The sequence below is a fragment of the Stenotrophomonas sp. YJH_SMC_32 genome, assembly GCF_059369975.1.
In genome coordinates, this window is sequence record NZ_JCAFTE010000007.1 from 152,191 (window position 1) to 168,726 (window position 16,536).

Sequence of the window (16,536 nt, forward strand, 5' to 3'; positions counted from 1 at the left end):
CGCGGAGGGAAGTGTCCAGCGTTCATTCAAAACGGTACACCTCAGAGGGGGCGCAGTCGTGGCCTGCTAGCGATACTGTCCGACTCCCACATAGGGCAATGCATCCATGCTTTGCCCGGCGGATCGAAATCGAACAGGTCCGAAAATAGCTTCTGCAGCCGTTCTACTCCCCCCACCGCCAACCGGGGGGGGCGCCTTTCATCCAGCAGATGAGGACAAGGACCAACACTACGGCCCACGTGTAGAGCTGAAACGCGATGGGCTCGCGAAATGGAGAGAACAGAAACGGACCCGCCAGCAGCAGGCCGAATGCGACTGCGTACACCAGCCAGCCCTGCCACGCGCACGGCATCCCCCAACCCCATCCGTACTTTTTCCTGGTAAACCAGTACTTCCTGCTGATCATTGCAATCTTCCTCGATGGCCGCCGGTCTCACGTACCTGATCCAAGCATGCTTTGAGCTGTTCATGAAGACGTCGGTCCAGAATCAAGTCAGTATCCCCTCTGGTTGTGACGAGAACAGAGCTACGGTCCGTGCGCAGCACGAAGACGTTGCGACCGTTCTGCATGCGGAACTTGCCAAGTTCAACGCCCCCTGTGCTGGTCCCAAGTTGCCGGTGAGGCAGCGTGATCCTTGAAGCATCGGAAGAGTCCTGCCACGAGACACTGGAAAGCGGGAGCTGCAGTCGGACAAACGCTGCTGACCCAATCAGCTGGCCATCTGTAACGGCGATGTACGCTGTTCGCGCTTGATATACGAGGCCAAAGGCAACTACGACAACAACGGCCAGCGCCGAGCCGAGCGCAATATTCCTGGCTGGCACCCCGCCAGAGCGGGATGCAAACCATATTGTGATCAGAACCACGGCTGCTGCCACGCATATGCCGAGAGGAAGCGCGTAGGCGTGAATCAGGGATACATCCAGCGTCGATCGGCACATCATCAGGAACTACTCCGCAGAGATTGACCGCATGCCATAAACGTAAATCGTCTCGACAATTGTCTCAAATGCGTTTTCGTCACAGGTGACAAGGCCCACGCTTCGCATCGCGCGCAGAAACGAGCGGACCTCGTTCCATGTTACGGGCTTTGCGTGTTCATCGCAGATCATACTTGCACTGCCACGCATGAGAATGCTTCGGCATCAGATACCGCGCAACAAACGCCCATCTCTCATCGATCACATCGGTCGAACATGGGCTGCGCGCTGTGATGCCATTGCAGTGACACTGTTCATACCGAACTTCAACACGCTCTAGAAGAGAACGCTCGCTCGATCAACGGTCGCCAGCGGGCTGGCCTTCCGCACCGCCTCAAGGAACAGCAGGAAATCCCGATTGAACAGCGTCAGGTTGTTGGTGAACGTCACGCACTTTCTGCCCGACGCTTTGCTGAAGCACACCTGCCAGACATAGCGCCCGTAGATCCTGTCGGACGTTCGTGTGACTGAGGTGATCTGCGAAAGCGGAACCGCCGTGGGCACTGGCCCACGCCGCAGGTAAAAGGACGCCGCATCAAAGAAGTAGTGCTCCCGATCTTCTTTCCCATCCACCATCACCAAGGTCATGGACCTGCCGGAAATCCGGCGCGGAGCATGCAAACGCAGCCCCGTCTCTACGGACGAGCGAGCAGTTGCTGCCATTCGCCGAAGGGTGAACCAGAGGATCACCAACGGAAGTGCCGCAAGGACAATGAAACCTACGGTCTTCAAAACAGTTTCCAGCGTGCTGGGCACACAGATCTCCAGGATGAACGTTCAGGCACTTGCAAGGCCCGACTAGATCCACGCCACGCGTGGATGCTCTGGCTTCAATGCCCCATCACTTCCAGTGATCCGGCCCCAGGAACGGCAGGCTCAACACGAACACCGGAACCGCCACAGGGATCAGCGCCGCGCCGAGCACCTTGCCGGCCGCCGAACCCACACCCGGCTTGTCCTCCCTCTCCGGCAGGATCCGCTGCGCCCGCGCATTGATCGGCTGTGCCAGCTTCCCCTTCTCCGCCAGTGCCGCAGCATCCGGCAACTGCACCTGCTCGCCGTCGCCCTCGAACAGCGCGCTGTAATAGCTGCCGCCCTTCCTTGAAAGATTGCAGGCGCGATCAAACGCCAGCGCGTAGCGGGTCCGGTCCATCGGCAGGTAGTAGCGCGCCCGCTCCTCCACGGCCTTGGCCTCACGCGGGGGGACCTCAATCCGCTCCAGCTTGAACTGCGCGGCCTGTTGCGCCGTCACCTGCTCCGGCCGCAGCAGCAGCGCATAGCTGCCGTGCACCTTGGCCTTGTTCGCCGGGTCGCGCCAGTCTTCATGGAAGTACATCTGCGCGCAGGCCACCGCCTCGCGCAGCGGGCTGTCCATCAGCGCGCGGTACTCGCGGAACGGCGCGGCATTGAAGCGCATCGGCTCGTCATAGCGCGGCAGCAGGTACAGCTGGCCGTCGTCGGCCACGAACGCACTGGTGATCTCGCGGCTAGAAGCGTGCTCCTCCGGGCCACTGGCACAGCCAGACAGCAGGCCAAGGCACAGGGCGGAGAGGATGAAGAAGGACGTTCGCATGTCGTGTTCGAGGGCTTCCCTGGGTAAACGGCCCCGCCCGAAGGGACGAGGCCAGCCCGTCATGGTGCCATGCCGGGCTTGCCATGCCCAATCAGTGCGACTCCACCACACCCACGACGCGGTCAAACCTGCAGTTGCGCAGGTCCTCACGACTCAACCAGAACGTGGCCTGGCCACAATCACCAAAGACCAGGTCAATCGCCGGGTCACACGCCAACTGCAGCAGGCAGACCGCGTCGCCCTCGCCTTCCACGTCGGGCACGATGCCGTGCAAGCGCGGTACGTGCCCCAGCATCTGGTGCACCCGCGTCTCGGCGCAGCGCTTGCGGCCATCAGGCAGCGTGCCCAGGCCTTCATCAAACGGCAGATGTTCGTCCTGCAGGTGGCGGTACATCAGTGCAGGTATACGCGCGGCCGCAGCCGGCGAGCCCGCCGCGTAGGCAACTGCCGCCAGCAGTCCCTTGGTGAACGCCCGCCCCATGCCCAGGTCGGTCAGCGTCATACGCTCGAAGTCGTCGCTGATCTGTCCGATAATCCACTCACGGAATGCCTCCCGCGTTGCATCATCCGGGGCTTCATCCAGACCAATGGCGGCGGCGCGCTTCACCCATGCGCGTACATCGGCGTAATCAATACCCCCGCGCTTGCCTGCACGTCGTTCATTACCGATCACCCGCGAAAGGCGGTCAATGATGATGCCTACCTGGGGAAAATCGGTCTGGTAACGCAGCCATTGCACCGGGAACGTCCACGCAGGTGACTGCGGGCGCTCCCATTCCGTGGCGGCGTCCGCGCGCGGAAACAGGCCCGTGGCCGCCACCACCGCACCCAGCCGCATTTCGTCCCGGCGCGAGGGGTAGATCTCGTAATACGGCCTATCCTCCTCACCCGGCGGCAGCTCCAGCTCGTCCGGCCAGGTATCCATGTGCCGCGCCACCAAGGGCCATTGAACATGCACGCATGGGCCATCTTCGTCAGGCAGCAGCCATGCAGGATTGCGGTGCGCATGGTCCGAAGGACCTTCATCCAGAATCGGGCGCACGCCGTCCGGCAGCGCACGCACGTGCTGATCGGCCGCGACCTCGGGCGCGTACAGCACACGCACGCGTTGCTGCGGTTCGTCCGTGTCCCATATCTGCTCTTCGTCGTTCATGGCGAAGAAGAACAGCATGCCTTGCGAGGGCATATCGGGATCCACGCGTGGCAGCTCGGCGCAATCGATCTGCGCCAGGAAGTGCATCGGCGCCGCTTCGCCGTAACTCTGGCCAACCGGCCAATCCATCCCATCGGGCAATTGCGGCAGACCGCCTAGACGGCTCCGAACCCCGGGGAATGCCGCCGGCGGGTAGAAACGCTGCAGCACCAGGGCCGGGGTTCGGTGCTTGGCGAAGAAGGCCTCAAGCACGGCTTCGGCATGGTGGTCGCGCTGGTCGGCGTGGTACATTGAATCTGCCTGAGCATCCATTTCGGCGACGTCCTTTTGAGTCTGGATCGAGCACCACAGGTATATCATCACCCGGCCTGCCTGTAGCGCCCGGCGATGATCCACTCACCAGCGCGCCAGATTGCTCCTTGGTTGGCGGAATGAGCCAGCGGCTGCGGGCCGTGCGTCCTGGCCAAGGGCCAGGTCAGCCACCCGGCAGGCCTTTGAAGAAGCGCCTCGACATAAGCCGCATTTCCAGCATGCCGATTACGGCATCCGTGGGTCGCCGGCCCCTTCAGCCGTGCGGGCGCAGTCGGCATCGCGATTGCCGCCATGTCTGTCGCATTCGCCAAACACTTTGCCCCGCTACTGGGGAACCGATGAAGAAGAAAGCCCACTCTTGAAAGGAGAGCGCGTAAATGAACGCTGATGATGTGAAGTCAATACCGATGATGGACCCGCTCGCGAACCAGCACACCGGTGGATCGAGTGCATCCAGACGCACCATCTACGTAGATCTTGATGGCGTAATGGCCGACTTCGACGCGGCATTTCCCGCCGTGTTTGGCCTGGACCATCGTGTGCTTGCCGACGATGAAATGTGGGGGCACATCAACAGCCACCCGTCATTCTTCCGGGACCTTCCGCCGATGCACGGTGCAGTAGAGTTCTTCCACAGCATCCACCACTTGAACCCGGTGATTCTCACGGCCTGCCCGAAATCGAACTACCCACTCGCTGCCATGCAGAAGCGGCAGTGGGTCCGCGAGCACCTGTCAGCAACCTGCCTGGTGTTGCCTGTGCTCGGCGGCAGGCACAAGCCTCTTTTCATGCACCAGCCAGGCGATGTTCTGATCGACGATTTCGAAGCGAACTGTGATGCCTGGACAGCGGCCGGAGGCGTGGCGATCAGGCACGCCGGCGATTGGACTGCGACGCGTCACGCGCTTTCCCAGATTGAAGATCTGTCAGGGGCAGCGCTCGCGAAGGGCTAATGCCCTCTCTGCCGACCACGTTGGCACTTCCATAGACAGGCCGAGGCGCTGGCCCCTCGGCCCCCAAGGCTGGCAACCTGCTGCGCAGCCCCGCCTTACTTCAACCGCTCCACCAACCGCTGCCCCACCTCCAGCGCAGACGCCGGGTTCTGCCCGGTAATCAGCTCGCGGTCCACCACCACATGCCCGGTCCACGGCGTGGTGTTACTGCTGAACGTCGCACCCGCCCGCTGCAACGCGGTCTGCGGGTAGAACTTCATCTCACCGCCGCCCAGCAGCGGCTTGGCCTGCTCTTCTTCCTGGTTGCTGATCACCGTCATCTGGTAGCCGCTGTAGATCCACTTCGGCGTGGCCGGCGTCGCACCCGCCTCCAGCTTTGCCACGAAACCACCCGCATCCGGCAGCGTGGACAGCAGCGCGATCGGCCCGTGGCAGACCAGCGCGGTGGTCTTGTTGCGCTGGTGGAAGTCGGCCAGCAACCGGCCCAGCGCCGGGCTCTTCAGCAGGTCCTGCATCGGCGCGTGGCCACCGGGAATGTAGACCGCATCGAAACGCGCGTAGCCCTGCTGCTCAACGCGCGCTAGGCTTACCACCGGCGAGGCGGTCGGTGAGGTCAGCGCCAGCTTCTCCAGCAGATCCTTGTGCAGTCTCAGCTGCGCGGCATCGTTGCCGAAGTACGCCGGCGTCACCGAGGACACATCCACCGTCGGCGCCCGCCCCTGCGGCGTGGCGAAGGTCACCGCGTGGCCCGCGTCCAGCAGCAGCTTGACCGGCTGCATCAGCTCGTTGAGATAGAAGCCGGTAGACAGCACCTTGCCGTCCTTCAGGTCCAGGTGGTTTTCGTCGGACAGCACCACCAGCACGTTGGCGGCCTGCGCGCCGCTGGCGGCCAGGGTCAGGGCCAGCGCTGCGGCCAGCCGGGTCATCAGGTTCATGGGGAGCTCCTATCGGGGAATGGCGGCCACTTTATTCATCGCCCCAGCGGCGATAAATTGGCCTCACCGCAAAACATCTGTTCCCCGGAGAGCCAAATGAGCCGCAAGTTCGACTATCTGGGCGACGTTGAGGTGTTCCTGGCGGTGGTCGAGCACGGCTCGTTCACGGCCGGCGCGGTGGCGCTGTCCACCACGCCCTCGGTGCTGAGCCGCGCGGTCACCCGCCTGGAAGCACGGCTGGGCCGGCAGCTACTGCAGCGGACCACCCGCCGCGTGGGCCTGACCGACGCCGGGCGCCTCTATCTGGAACAGGTGCGCACGGCCTTCGGCCTGCTGGACGATGCCGAGCGCGACGTACTGGCCCAGGACGGTGCGCTGGCCGGCCGCGTGCGCCTGAGCGTGCCCACCACCTATGGCCACTACCGGCTGCCGCCGGTGCTGGCGCGCTTTGCGCAGCAGTACCCGCAGGTGCACGTGGAACTGAACATCACCAACCGCAACGTGGACCTGGTGGCCGAAGGCTTCGACCTGGCCATCCGCCTGGGCCAGCTGCCGGACAGCGGGCTGGTGGGGCGGAAGCTTGAGGATGCGCCGCTGTTGCTGGTGGCCGCGCCGGACTATCTGCAGCGCCGCGGCACGCCGCAGACGCTGGACGACCTGCAGCAGCACCTGTGCCTGCCGTTCGTGATGCCGCGTACCGGGCGGTTGGCGCCGTGGATCTTCCGCGACGGCGGGCGCGACGTGGATTGGCTGCCGCGTTCGTCCATCGAGACCTCCGACGATGTGCTGGGCGTGGTGTCGCTGGCCGAACAGGGCATCGGCATTTGCCAGAGCTATGCGTTCATCGTGCGGGAGCGGTTGCAGCGGGGGCAGCTGGTGGAAGTGCTGCCGCAGCTGCGCGGGAGATCGCGGCCGTTCTCGGTGATCTATGCGCCGCATCGGCGGCAGTCGGCGGCGGCGCGGGCGATGATTGAGTTATTGGTGGGGAATGCGGCGGAGGCTGGCGTTGTTTGAAGCTGCGAGCTTGTTAACAGTGTCGGGTTTGAACCGCTTTTCGGGATGTGCGGCTGATCGCGCGCCGTTGATTGGCGAGGCGGACTAAGAACTGTTGCAAAGAAGGCCGTCGCGCTATTCGCTTGGGGCATGGGCGATTGCGCCACGTTGATTCGCTATTAGCAGCGCAGCTGCGCGAATGCGTCTGCTGGCGTCGCGTGCTGCACGAATGGCGCGTGTAACAATAGTCCTTCGCTCTCGGATTCCGCGATTCCTTCGCGAATTTCTATTGGCATTCGGAGCGGCGGCGTAAACACCATGGCGCGCCACCGACAAAGGGTGGCCGGGTCTGCAAACCCGCATTGATGTACGCGTCTGTAGTTTGCGCTTGCCCGTCGGCACCGTCCTTAACCGGTGCCGGCGGGCAATCCGTCGGCCTTTCTGGCGGGCGGTGCGTGGGGATCTTCGGATCCACCGGTTCTATGACGCTACTTCATTCCGGTTTGCAGCCATGCATCGTCCGCCACCTCTTCGCGGTGGCGCTGTTAAGCACAGCCACGGAAGCCGACGCCATGAACGAATCCGACACCTTTTCCTCGTACACCGTTATTGAGCCGATCAACGACGACACTCCCCTGCCCGATCTGAACTCCCTGCTTGGCATCCTCAAGCGCATGCGCGGCTGCGAGGGCGCTGATGGGCATCCCTGGCCGGAAACCGATGTGTCACCCGGCCGACGCGTGAGCTTGGCCAGGAGCGAGCGCGCGATGGTGGGAGCGCTGACAGTGCTGGAGCTGTTGCACGCGGCAGACCGCTGCCGAGTGGCAGCGGAGCCGGAGCGGCATCTGGATGAGGGGGTTGTGGATGGCTTGTTTTTGGCTTGCCGGGGACTGGTTGAGTGGGCTTGCCACGAGGTTAGGCCAGAGTGACCTGCTCGATCGGAGCACACTTACGGTAGGGTTGGTCGAGCCTCACTTCGACCAGTGCCGCTCCGAGCCAGTAGCTAACCTTCAACGCCTGAACTAATTCGCGCCGTGATGCGGCGTCGCCTGAAACATCCGCTAGCGATCACTCTTCTCGTTTATTGGTGATGCCGAACGGAATATGTACCGATGGAGCCACCTCGCTGGCCGTTACAAGGTGCCCCGATTGATCATCAAAGAAGATGTGTGGCTGCAGAACGTTCAAGACAAGCTTTTTTTCAACCCCGCCAAGAAAGAATGCATCGTTCGCCATCACTCCCCAACTCTTCAACGTGTTGATAGCCCTCTCATGGGAGGGCGCGTTCCTTGCCGTGACAATAGATACTCGAAGTCGATTTCTATAGGCTGAATCTTCTTTTCGCCTCTCTTCCTCTACCTTTTGAATCTTTGAGATCTTTAGCAAGAAGGTCTTGAGCGGACCACCACCGAGCGGCTCCATAACGTTGGCAGTCTCATGATCGTGGAATTTTAAAACATCCTTGGTGTTCTGCATAACTGTCTCAGCAGTATCATCAGCAAGTACAACATCAAAGTCAAAGGCGATCCGCAAGGTTTATCCTGAGGATCATCGATTTTTTTTGAATCCATTACGTAGCCAGCCGGAAATCCCTTGGCGATGGCCTCAACAACATCGCTCTGGTTGGATGAAAGAAATAATGAAACATTCAAAGCTGGAATGTAATCGTACGGAGACAAACCTTGCTGAAAGATCGCACGAGTGATCCCCAAGGCGTGATGCTCGATAGACTTCATCACGCGAAGTCCTGTATCCGGGTCATTACGAGACAGCAGAACGACCTCTATCAATGGTCCAACACCTGCGGGACTCAGATCATTCAGTGACAGCAGACGTTTGATGAATGAAAAAGCAACCCCCTCACTCAACGGATCATTCTTATGAGCTTCCTGATACTGCCGATAATTTTCCTCGCCCTGAGTCCTGAAAATTCGGTCTGACTCGGTCAAATCAAACATGGCACTCGATGCGACACCAACCACCAGCCTGTCTTTCAACTCATATGCCACGATATTCCCCCGTGCGCGCGAGATAACTAATAGACAAACTCACCAATCCGGTTACACGACTCATCCACAAAGCATCGCACGCCCTCCGTTTTACAACTCAAATTCAGAGCGGGCAAGTCCGGCAAACAGGCTTGCCACTTCCCTAGACAATCCAAGTACAAGGCCTCAGACCGAATTCACATGAAAGCTCGCGTTGGATCTGGCGCCCTCTGATCAGGAGTAGCCGTGGGTAACGACTGAGTAGGGCCGATTCTTAAAGCGACGTCAACTTAGACGAACTGCTAGCCTTCACTGGTACCTACAATGTGGCGGGCGCGCTCATAGAGCTCATCAAAAGTAATCACTTCCGGCTGATGCAGGTTGCGACGATAAAGCTCGAAGGACCTTAGCTGCCCCTCATTCACACCGTGCTCTCCGGAAAACTGCCCAAGCGTGCCAACAACAACAAAGGATCTGGGTGAGAAATTAAAAGCCTCTTCTGCCGTGGGAAAGCCTTTCTTGTCCGCGAGGCAGAGTCTTCCAAAAATAGTTTCCCCCGCGTATGACACGGTGCCTTGCACCTGTGCCACTGCGCCAGATAGATACTCTGATGGTGCCCAGCAGCCCCTGCGATAATCCGAGGAGGCAAGTAGAGGTGTCCTATGGGTCTTGATTTCCACGAAGCACAGGGTTGAGGCTAGCGCCCGTGTCTTTAGAAGCGCATCTACACGCTTCCCAGGCTGATCGACCTGGTAACCTCGAACCACTTGCTCAAGATTTTTTTCATCAAGCCCCGACGAATAAACATAACTTAGCCCATATCCAAATATCCACTGATTGGCCTCGAAAAACTGCTGCCACAGCGCCTCATCCTTGCATTTCTTTCTTTTCTTTAGGTCATTGAAGTAGCTTTCGCTCTCTAGAAGTTTGCCAAAGACCTCAAGTTGTCTCTTACGGTATCCAAGCGCCACTATGTCTCTCTTTGTAACAGAGTGCCGCAAAACTTCCGCGATGAGCTCCTCGTTATCCACCACCAGCTCTTTCGCTTGACGTGACGTGAGTGCGATTTTGCGCAACTCAGCATCTGAGATGTTAACCGAGCTTCCATTTTCCAAGCTAACAGCCTGAATATTGGCGAGAAATTCACAAAAGCGCCCGATCTCCTCGCCGACGAATGAGAAGCCAGCACCATAGGGCATGCCAGTATCCGCAGAGAACTTCTGAATAGTGAGAACGAAAACACCCTTAGTGTCTTCGAGAAATTTCGCCCTGATGTAAGTGGCCGCATCGGGCTTCTGCCGCACGACAACTTCATCCCGCTCTTTGACGTACTCGTATCCATCCTTAGATGCCAGAACTTTCGACGCTATGCGGACTCGACGAGTCTTGTCCCCAAAAGCCGGAAGCGCTGGACTTATGTATGTCTTCCCGGGCTTAGGATGCTGATAGTTGTCCATGATCACCAGAAGATGGGGTGTGAAAGCTGACTCTGAATTCGACCCCGCTGCCAAGCGGATCAGACTAGAATGGACTACTACGCGGCGGTCGAGAAGAACTCACTTATGCGCACCAGGTCGCTTCGGTCTGAAGCATGATTCTGAAGAATCTGCCGCAGCATTTTTGACCCTGATGCCAGCCACTCCTCTACGAGCCGGTCAAATGCCGGCGTGCGCTCAATGTCCGGAGCCAACCGACGGATATAAGCGTCTGAAATGGTCTGGCACTCAACTCCTCGTTGTTTAGCGATTTGACGCACTACCTGAATCCTCACCCTTCGAATTGCGCCTGGCTTATCGGGCTGGTAGCCACCGCGGATTCCTGCGAGAACCCGAAGAACGTCCTCAATTTTCTGACTCATTACCACACACCCCTAGCAACCCACCTAATGTTGGATTTGACTGGAACGCAGAGCCATTGCGCATGGCGAATAATACCAACTCGCACACACGCCGAACGACATATTAGTTATAGCACATTGTTCATCTCCGCTCGCTGAGCCCCCCAATCTGCGCAGACTCGCTTTAAGAGTGACACGTATTCCTCCACATCCTGGCGATCGACCGCCACAGGATGAAAGTGCTCCGGAGGCGAATGCGACAAAAGGTTCCGAAGGTTCGCCCACGCCAGCAGCTCGGCAACATCGGCTTCGGGAGTCCGATACTCTTCAGCTGCCATGGCCTCCAGCTTGGCCTTCAATCCGAAGAGCCGCTTTCCCGGCTTTTTGGAAAGGTAGCGCACAACCAAGACTGCCTCGAACATCCCCTGCAGCCGCCACAAAGCGAACGACCAGAGAAGATCTTTCTCGAGATGGTTGTAGTAGCGGAGATCAGATGACACCTCGACGTGCGCATCGGCGAACTCAGGAGGGACATCAGCGCCTGAGATCATTTGCTCTACACAGGCATCAGCATAGTCCGAGTATTTCTGAATGAGCCCTACAACTTCATCGAACTCATGGACATTCGGTCCATATAGCCAGTAGTCGTCCTCGGTCAGAACACGAAGGGCATCTCTCATGCGCTCTATCCATTTAATAGACGGACCTGTTGACCCGGTTACACGACTCACCCACAAATCACCGCATAGCGGGCTTTCCCCTTGATACATCTCGTTTTTGGGCCGACCAAGTCAAGCTGACCGGCCAGCACTGTAGCCCGTCACAGCCGCAAGCTCAGCGCTCACCGCAAGTAGGTCAGCCCCCTCCCCCAAAAAAAAGCTATCTAGCGTGCGGAGCACCCGCAAGAGCAAGCAACATCTTCCGCGTTTCCTTATCAGGGCGGAGCGTCGTTGTCCCGCCATTGGACGTGTAGACATGCACACGCCATGTGAATACCGCCCACCGCGTAATTTGGAATTTGGATGCCAAATCTCTCAACCATCGATTGTCTGGCCCGAGCGGGACGCTCCAACTCCCGGTTTCTCCATCAGCCAATGGCTTCGGGATGCCGTGACCGAACTGATTTTGCACAAGCGCAATGATGCCGTGCCTCTTCCAACGCCAAGCTCCAAAGGTAAATCCAATATTAGTTACTACTGTTGGACGCTGCGAAATATTAGTGACTGAAACTGAAAAAACTTCTACCCGCGGCTGGCCTGGACCGATGATCAAGCGATGTCCAGCGTAGCCGCGAAGCTTTATCTTCTGGGAAGAATGAGCTACGTGCAGGGCAACTACTGCTGCCGCCAACGAGCCGATGCCTGATACCCAATCAGCGATAGATCCCCATTCGACTGCCACAATCATCTCCTCCGAGATTTAAAGCCAAGTCACACCGGCTGGGACTAGTTGGGCTTGCATGCTCAGCGCGGGCTCTGGCCTCCCACTCCGCCAATGATTCATCCTGATCGGGAGCCCTTCGACGCTCGCTTCCAACCGTACATGGGCAACCAACAATGAATGGTCAGGGAACTCAAAGAGAAGGCTCGCCCTGAATCATCCCCGCCAGACAGCTGACCTGTCTACAACCCCCTCAATGCCTGCCCCTCTTGGGGGCCACGATTCTGGACATGATGCCAGTCCAGCACGACGCGACAGAAGACTCGCAACGGGGCCCCATAAGCAAACCCCTCAAACAACAAGGGCGCCTCTCGGCGCCCTCGTTCTTTCAACTCATTCCCACTCAATAGTAGCCGGCGGCTTCCCCGAGATGTCATAGACAACCCGCGACACACCCCGCAACTCATTGATGATCCGGTTGCTCACCGTACCCAGGAACTCATACGGCAGATGCGCCCAGTGCGCCGTCATGAAGTCGATGGTCTCCACGGCCCGCAACGCAATCACCCACTCATAAGCCCGCGCATCACCCACCACGCCCACCGACTTCACCGGCAGGAACACGGCAAACGCCTGGCTGGTCTTGTCGTACAGGTCGGCCTTGCGCAGCTCATCGATGAAGATGGCATCGGCCTTGGCCAGCAGTTCGGCGTACTCGCGCTTCACTTCGCCCAGGATACGCACGCCCAGGCCCGGGCCCGGGAACGGGTGACGGTAGACCATGGTGCGCGGCAGGCCCAGCTCGACGCCCAGGCGACGCACTTCGTCCTTGAACAGCTCGCGCAGCGGCTCCACCAGGCCCAGCTTCATGTGCTCCGGCAGGCCGCCCACGTTGTGGTGGCTCTTGATCACATGCGCCTTGCCGGTCTTGCTGCCGGCCGACTCGATCACGTCCGGGTAGATGGTGCCCTGCGCCAGCCACTTGGCGTTCTTCAGCTTGTTCGACTCTTCGTCGAAGATCTCAACGAACAGGTTGCCGATGATCTTGCGCTTGGCTTCCGGGTCGCTCACGCCTTCCAGCGCGGCGAAGTAACGGTCGGCGGCATTCACGCGCACCACCTTCACGCCCATGTGCTCGGCGAACATCGCCATCACCTGGTCGCCTTCCTGCCAGCGCAGCAGGCCGGTATCCACGAACACGCAGGTCAGCTTTTCGCCGATGGCCTTGTGCAGCAGCGCAGCCACCACGGACGAATCGACGCCGCCGGACAGGCCCAGGATCACTTCGTCATCGCCCACCTGTTCGCGCACGCGGGCGATCTGGTCGTCGATGATGTTGGCGGCGGTCCACAGGGTCTGGCAGCCGCACACGTCCACCACGAAGCGGCGCAGCAGCGCCTGGCCCTGCAGGGTGTGGGTCACTTCCGGGTGGAACTGCACGCCGTACCAGCGCTTCTCTTCGTTGGCCATGGCGGCCACCGGAATGCGGTCGGTGGTGGCGGTGATGGTGAAGCCCGGCGGCGCAACGGAGACGTGGTCGCCGTGGCTCATCCAGACATTCAGCTTCGGCTCGCCGCCGTGGTCGCTCAGGCCCTTGAACAGTGCATCGGGGTTGATCACGTTCACTTCGGCGTGGCCGAATTCGCGCTGGTCAGCGGCTTCGGTCGCGCCGCCCAGCTGCGCGGCCAGGGTCTGCATGCCGTAGCAGATGCCGAAGATCGGCAGGCCGCTGTCGAACACTTCCTGCGGCGCGGCCGGCGCGCCCGGCAGCGTGGTCGATTCCGGGCCACCGGACAGGATGATGCCCTTGGCGCCGAACGCGGCGATCTCGGCCGGGTTGTGGTCCCACGCCCAGATTTCGCAATAGACGCCCAACTCGCGGATGCGGCGGGCGATCAGCTGCGTGTACTGCGCGCCGAAATCGAGGATGAGGATCTTGTCGTTATGGATGTTGGTCATGGTGCCGTTCCAGTGGTGTTTTTCGCAGTGCCCGGCGCTTCAAGGCTCTGCGTCAGCGTGGCGATGAACGCCTCGCGTTGTTGAATATGTGAGGGGTCTTCCTCATCCCAGCGCAGCATCAGCAGGCCGTGCGGTGCGTTGGGGTTGGCGCGGTCGGCGCGCGGCAGCTCGGCGATTTCCTGCACTTCGGTGCCGGGCACGATGCGCCGTTGCAGCGTGTGCATCGGGTAACCGGAATCCACGGCGTTGCCCCAGAACGCGGACTGCACGCTCATCCGTTTCGGCTCCAGGGGCCCTAGCTCGGCGGTGACCACAGGATCTTCAAGCCTCTCACTCAGATCGGTAACGCACCGCAGGATCACCTGCAGCGGGCGCTCGCCGGTGCCTTTCAGCAGCCAGCGCTGCTCGCCAGCGGCCTGCACCTGCCAGCCCTTCGGCAGCGAGAACGCGTTCTGGCACGCCTGCACGGCCTGCAATTGCGAAACCGCCGCGCCCGGAGACCCGGAGCGCGGCGGCGGTTCGGACAACGAACAGCCTGCCATCAGCAGGCTGCCCGTAATCGCAAGAGCAGTTCGCAAGCGCATCAGGCGCGGTAGTTCGGCGGCTCTTTGGTGATGGTCACGTCGTGGACGTGGCTCTCACGCTGGCCGGCGCCGCTGATCTTCACGAACTTGGGCTTGCTGCGCATGTCTTCGATGGTGGCGCAGCCCACGTAGCCCATGGTGGCGCGCAGGCCGCCCATCAGCTGGTGGATGATGCCGCCCACCGGGCCGCGGTACGGAACCCGGCCTTCAATGCCTTCCGGCACCAGCTTGTCGGCGGTGGCGGCGTCCTGGAAGTAGCGGTCCTTCGACCCCTTTTCCATGGCAGCCAGCGAACCCATGCCGCGGTAGCTCTTGTACGAACGGCCCTGGTACAGCTCGGTCTCGCCCGGCGATTCTTCGGTACCGGCCAGCAGGCCACCGACCATGATGGTCGAGGCACCGGCGGCCAGCGCCTTGCCGATGTCGCCCGAGTAGCGGATGCCACCGTCGGCGATCAGCGGGATGCGGTCCTGCAGCGCTTCGGCCACCAGGTCGATTGCGGTGACCTGCGGCACGCCGACACCGGCGACAACGCGGGTGGTGCAGATCGAGCCCGGGCCGATGCCGACCTTCACTGCGTCCGCGCCGCTGTCCAGCAGCGCCAGTGCGGCTTCGCCGGTGCAGATGTTGCCACCGATGACCTGCACGTTCGGGAAGTTCTTCTTGACCCAGCTGACGCGGTCCAGCACGCCCTGCGAGTGGCCGTGCGCGGTATCAACCACGATCACGTCCACGCCGGCGGCGACCAGCGCTTCCACGCGGCGATCGGTATCGCCACCCACGCCGACGGCAGCGCCGACCAGCAGGCGGGTCGACAGATCCTTGGCAGCGTTCGGGAAGTCGGTGTTCTTCTGGATGTCCTTGACGGTGATCAGGCCACGCAGTTCGAACGAATCGTTGACCACCAGCACCTTTTCGATGCGGTTGCGGTGCAGCAGCTGCAGCACTTCATCAGACGCGGCGCCTTCCTTGACCGTGATCAGGCGATCCTTCTTGGTCATGATGTGGCGGACCGGATCGTCCAGCTCGGTCTCGAAGCGCATGTCGCGGTGGGTCACGATGCCGGCCAGCTGGCCGTCGCTGCCCACCACCGGCACGCCGGAGATGTTGTGCGCCTGGGTCAGGGCCAGCACGTCGCGGATGGTGGTTTCCGGGCCGACGGTGATCGGGTCGCGGATGACGCCGGCCTCGAACTTCTTGACCTTGGCCACTTCCGCGGCCTGCTGTTCCAGGCTGAGATTCTTGTGGATGATGCCCATGCCGCCGAGCTGGGCCATGGCGATGGCCAGGCGGGCTTCGGTGACGGTATCCATCGCGGCGGACAGGATCGGAAGCTTCAGCTTCAGGTCGCGAGTCAACCGCGTTTCGAGGTTGACGTCCTTGGGCAGGATGGTCGAGTGGGCGGGGACGAGCGAGACGTCGTCGTAAGTGAGTGCTTCAGCCTGGATGCGCAGCATCGGCATACCCGAGATGTGGGGAAGCGCGACATTTTACCCTGTTTTCGCGCCGCGTGGCAGGGGGTAGATGCGACGCAGTGTCGCGCGGGCGGTGATCGGTTCAGGAGGGTTTAGAACCTGCCTCGGTGGGTGCGGACCGTTGGTCCGCACTGCCTTCATATACCTGTGCACCGGCATTGTGCCGACCAACGGTCGGCACCCACCTTGAGAGGATTACCCGAGCCAGCCCTGAAGCGCCTTTGGTGGGTGCGGACCGTTGGTCCGCACTGCCTTCATACACCTGTGCACCGGCATTGTGCCGACCAACGGTCGGCACCCACCTTAAGAGGATCACCCGAGCCAGCCCTGAAGCGCCTTTGGTGGGTGCGGACCGTTGGTCCGCACTGCCTTCATACACCTGTGCACCGGCATTGTGCCGACCAACGGTCGGC

Annotated in this window: 14 protein-coding genes; 3 read left to right on the plus strand and 11 right to left on the minus strand. The window is 60.7% G+C overall.

Annotated features, from left to right (window positions below):
- Positions 1-1,257: 1,257 nt before the first annotated feature.
- The 3 genes from AC5P7S_RS11620 to AC5P7S_RS11630 form a co-directional block, all read right to left on the minus strand.
- A complete protein-coding gene (locus AC5P7S_RS11620) occupies positions 1,258-1,737 on the minus strand; it encodes a hypothetical protein (protein ID WP_242441342.1) in 480 nt (159 codons plus the stop codon).
- A gap of 85 nt (positions 1,738-1,822) precedes the next feature.
- Complete coding sequence (locus tag AC5P7S_RS11625; RefSeq protein ID WP_095377720.1) at positions 1,823-2,554, minus strand: hypothetical protein; 732 nt, start codon at positions 2,552-2,554, stop codon at positions 1,823-1,825.
- A 91-nt stretch (positions 2,555-2,645) separates the two neighbouring features.
- On the minus strand, positions 2,646-4,067 hold the full coding sequence (locus tag AC5P7S_RS11630) for a DUF1963 domain-containing protein (RefSeq protein ID WP_095377721.1): 1,422 nt from the start codon (positions 4,065-4,067) through the stop codon (positions 2,646-2,648).
- 329 nt (positions 4,068-4,396) lie between these two features.
- Between AC5P7S_RS11630 and AC5P7S_RS11635 the strand changes: the two genes are divergently transcribed.
- Complete coding sequence (locus tag AC5P7S_RS11635) at positions 4,397-4,972, plus strand: 5' nucleotidase, NT5C type (RefSeq protein ID WP_095377722.1); 576 nt, start codon at positions 4,397-4,399, stop codon at positions 4,970-4,972.
- A 95-nt stretch (positions 4,973-5,067) separates the two neighbouring features.
- On the opposite strand, the gene AC5P7S_RS11640 is transcribed toward AC5P7S_RS11635, so the two are convergent.
- Positions 5,068-5,907 (minus strand): type 1 glutamine amidotransferase domain-containing protein, encoded by an 840-nt coding sequence (locus AC5P7S_RS11640; RefSeq protein WP_095377723.1) that lies wholly within the window; start codon positions 5,905-5,907, stop codon positions 5,068-5,070.
- 96 nt (positions 5,908-6,003) lie between these two features.
- On the opposite strand from AC5P7S_RS11640, the gene AC5P7S_RS11645 reads away from it, so the two are divergent.
- A complete protein-coding gene (locus AC5P7S_RS11645; protein WP_095377724.1) occupies positions 6,004-6,921 on the plus strand; it encodes a LysR family transcriptional regulator in 918 nt (305 codons plus the stop codon).
- Between the two features lie 551 nt (positions 6,922-7,472).
- Complete coding sequence (locus AC5P7S_RS11650; protein WP_095377750.1) at positions 7,473-7,829, plus strand: hypothetical protein; 357 nt, start codon at positions 7,473-7,475, stop codon at positions 7,827-7,829.
- A gap of 139 nt (positions 7,830-7,968) precedes the next feature.
- Here AC5P7S_RS11650 and AC5P7S_RS11655 read toward each other — a convergent pair whose 3' ends face one another.
- From AC5P7S_RS11655 to guaB, 7 genes are all read right to left on the minus strand, one after another.
- Positions 7,969-8,376, minus strand: coding sequence for a 5'-nucleotidase (locus tag AC5P7S_RS11655; protein ID WP_277948688.1), 408 nt, complete (start codon positions 8,374-8,376; stop codon positions 7,969-7,971).
- Entirely contained in the window at positions 8,352-8,909 is a 558-nt protein-coding gene (locus tag AC5P7S_RS11660; protein ID WP_277948689.1) for a 5'-nucleotidase, read from the minus strand. Before AC5P7S_RS11660 ends, AC5P7S_RS11655 begins: the two co-directional genes overlap by 25 nt.
- Positions 8,910-9,190: 281 nt before the next feature.
- Complete coding sequence (locus AC5P7S_RS11665; protein ID WP_095377725.1) at positions 9,191-10,345, minus strand: Shedu immune nuclease family protein; 1,155 nt, start codon at positions 10,343-10,345, stop codon at positions 9,191-9,193.
- A 508-nt stretch (positions 10,346-10,853) separates the two neighbouring features.
- A complete protein-coding gene (locus AC5P7S_RS11670) occupies positions 10,854-11,405 on the minus strand; it encodes a hypothetical protein (RefSeq protein WP_071305778.1) in 552 nt (183 codons plus the stop codon).
- 1,093 nt (positions 11,406-12,498) lie between these two features.
- Entirely contained in the window at positions 12,499-14,064 is a 1,566-nt protein-coding gene (gene guaA / locus AC5P7S_RS11675) for a glutamine-hydrolyzing GMP synthase (RefSeq protein WP_005413109.1), read from the minus strand.
- On the minus strand, positions 14,061-14,540 hold the full coding sequence (locus AC5P7S_RS11680; RefSeq protein ID WP_095377726.1) for a hypothetical protein: 480 nt from the start codon (positions 14,538-14,540) through the stop codon (positions 14,061-14,063). Before AC5P7S_RS11680 ends, guaA begins: the two co-directional genes overlap by 4 nt.
- A 107-nt stretch (positions 14,541-14,647) precedes the next feature.
- Entirely contained in the window at positions 14,648-16,105 is a 1,458-nt protein-coding gene (gene guaB, locus AC5P7S_RS11685; protein WP_005416248.1) for an IMP dehydrogenase, read from the minus strand.
- Positions 16,106-16,536 lie beyond the last annotated feature (431 nt).

What these genes read in the sequence shown, in the direction of transcription:
- AC5P7S_RS11625 (WP_095377720.1), bottom strand. Translation starts at nt 2,554, where the DNA reads ATGCGAACGTCCTTCTTCATCCTCTCCGCCCTGTGCCTTGGCCTGCTG.
- AC5P7S_RS11670 (WP_071305778.1), bottom strand. Translation starts at nt 11,405, where the DNA reads ATGAGAGATGCCCTTCGTGTTCTGACCGAGGACGACTACTGGCTATAT.
- AC5P7S_RS11640 (WP_095377723.1), bottom strand. Translation starts at nt 5,907, where the DNA reads ATGAACCTGATGACCCGGCTGGCCGCAGCGCTGGCCCTGACCCTGGCC.
- AC5P7S_RS11655 (WP_277948688.1), bottom strand. Translation starts at nt 8,376, where the DNA reads ATGCAGAACACCAAGGATGTTTTAAAATTCCACGATCATGAGACTGCC.
- AC5P7S_RS11645 (WP_095377724.1), top strand. Translation starts at nt 6,004, where the DNA reads ATGAGCCGCAAGTTCGACTATCTGGGCGACGTTGAGGTGTTCCTGGCG.
- guaB (WP_005416248.1), bottom strand. Translation starts at nt 16,105, where the DNA reads ATGCTGCGCATCCAGGCTGAAGCACTCACTTACGACGACGTCTCGCTC.
- AC5P7S_RS11635 (WP_095377722.1), top strand. Translation starts at nt 4,397, where the DNA reads ATGAACGCTGATGATGTGAAGTCAATACCGATGATGGACCCGCTCGCG.
- AC5P7S_RS11650 (WP_095377750.1), top strand. Translation starts at nt 7,473, where the DNA reads ATGAACGAATCCGACACCTTTTCCTCGTACACCGTTATTGAGCCGATC.
- AC5P7S_RS11630 (WP_095377721.1), bottom strand. Translation starts at nt 4,067, where the DNA reads ATGATATACCTGTGGTGCTCGATCCAGACTCAAAAGGACGTCGCCGAA.
- guaA (WP_005413109.1), bottom strand. Translation starts at nt 14,064, where the DNA reads ATGACCAACATCCATAACGACAAGATCCTCATCCTCGATTTCGGCGCG.
- AC5P7S_RS11665 (WP_095377725.1), bottom strand. Translation starts at nt 10,345, where the DNA reads ATGGACAACTATCAGCATCCTAAGCCCGGGAAGACATACATAAGTCCA.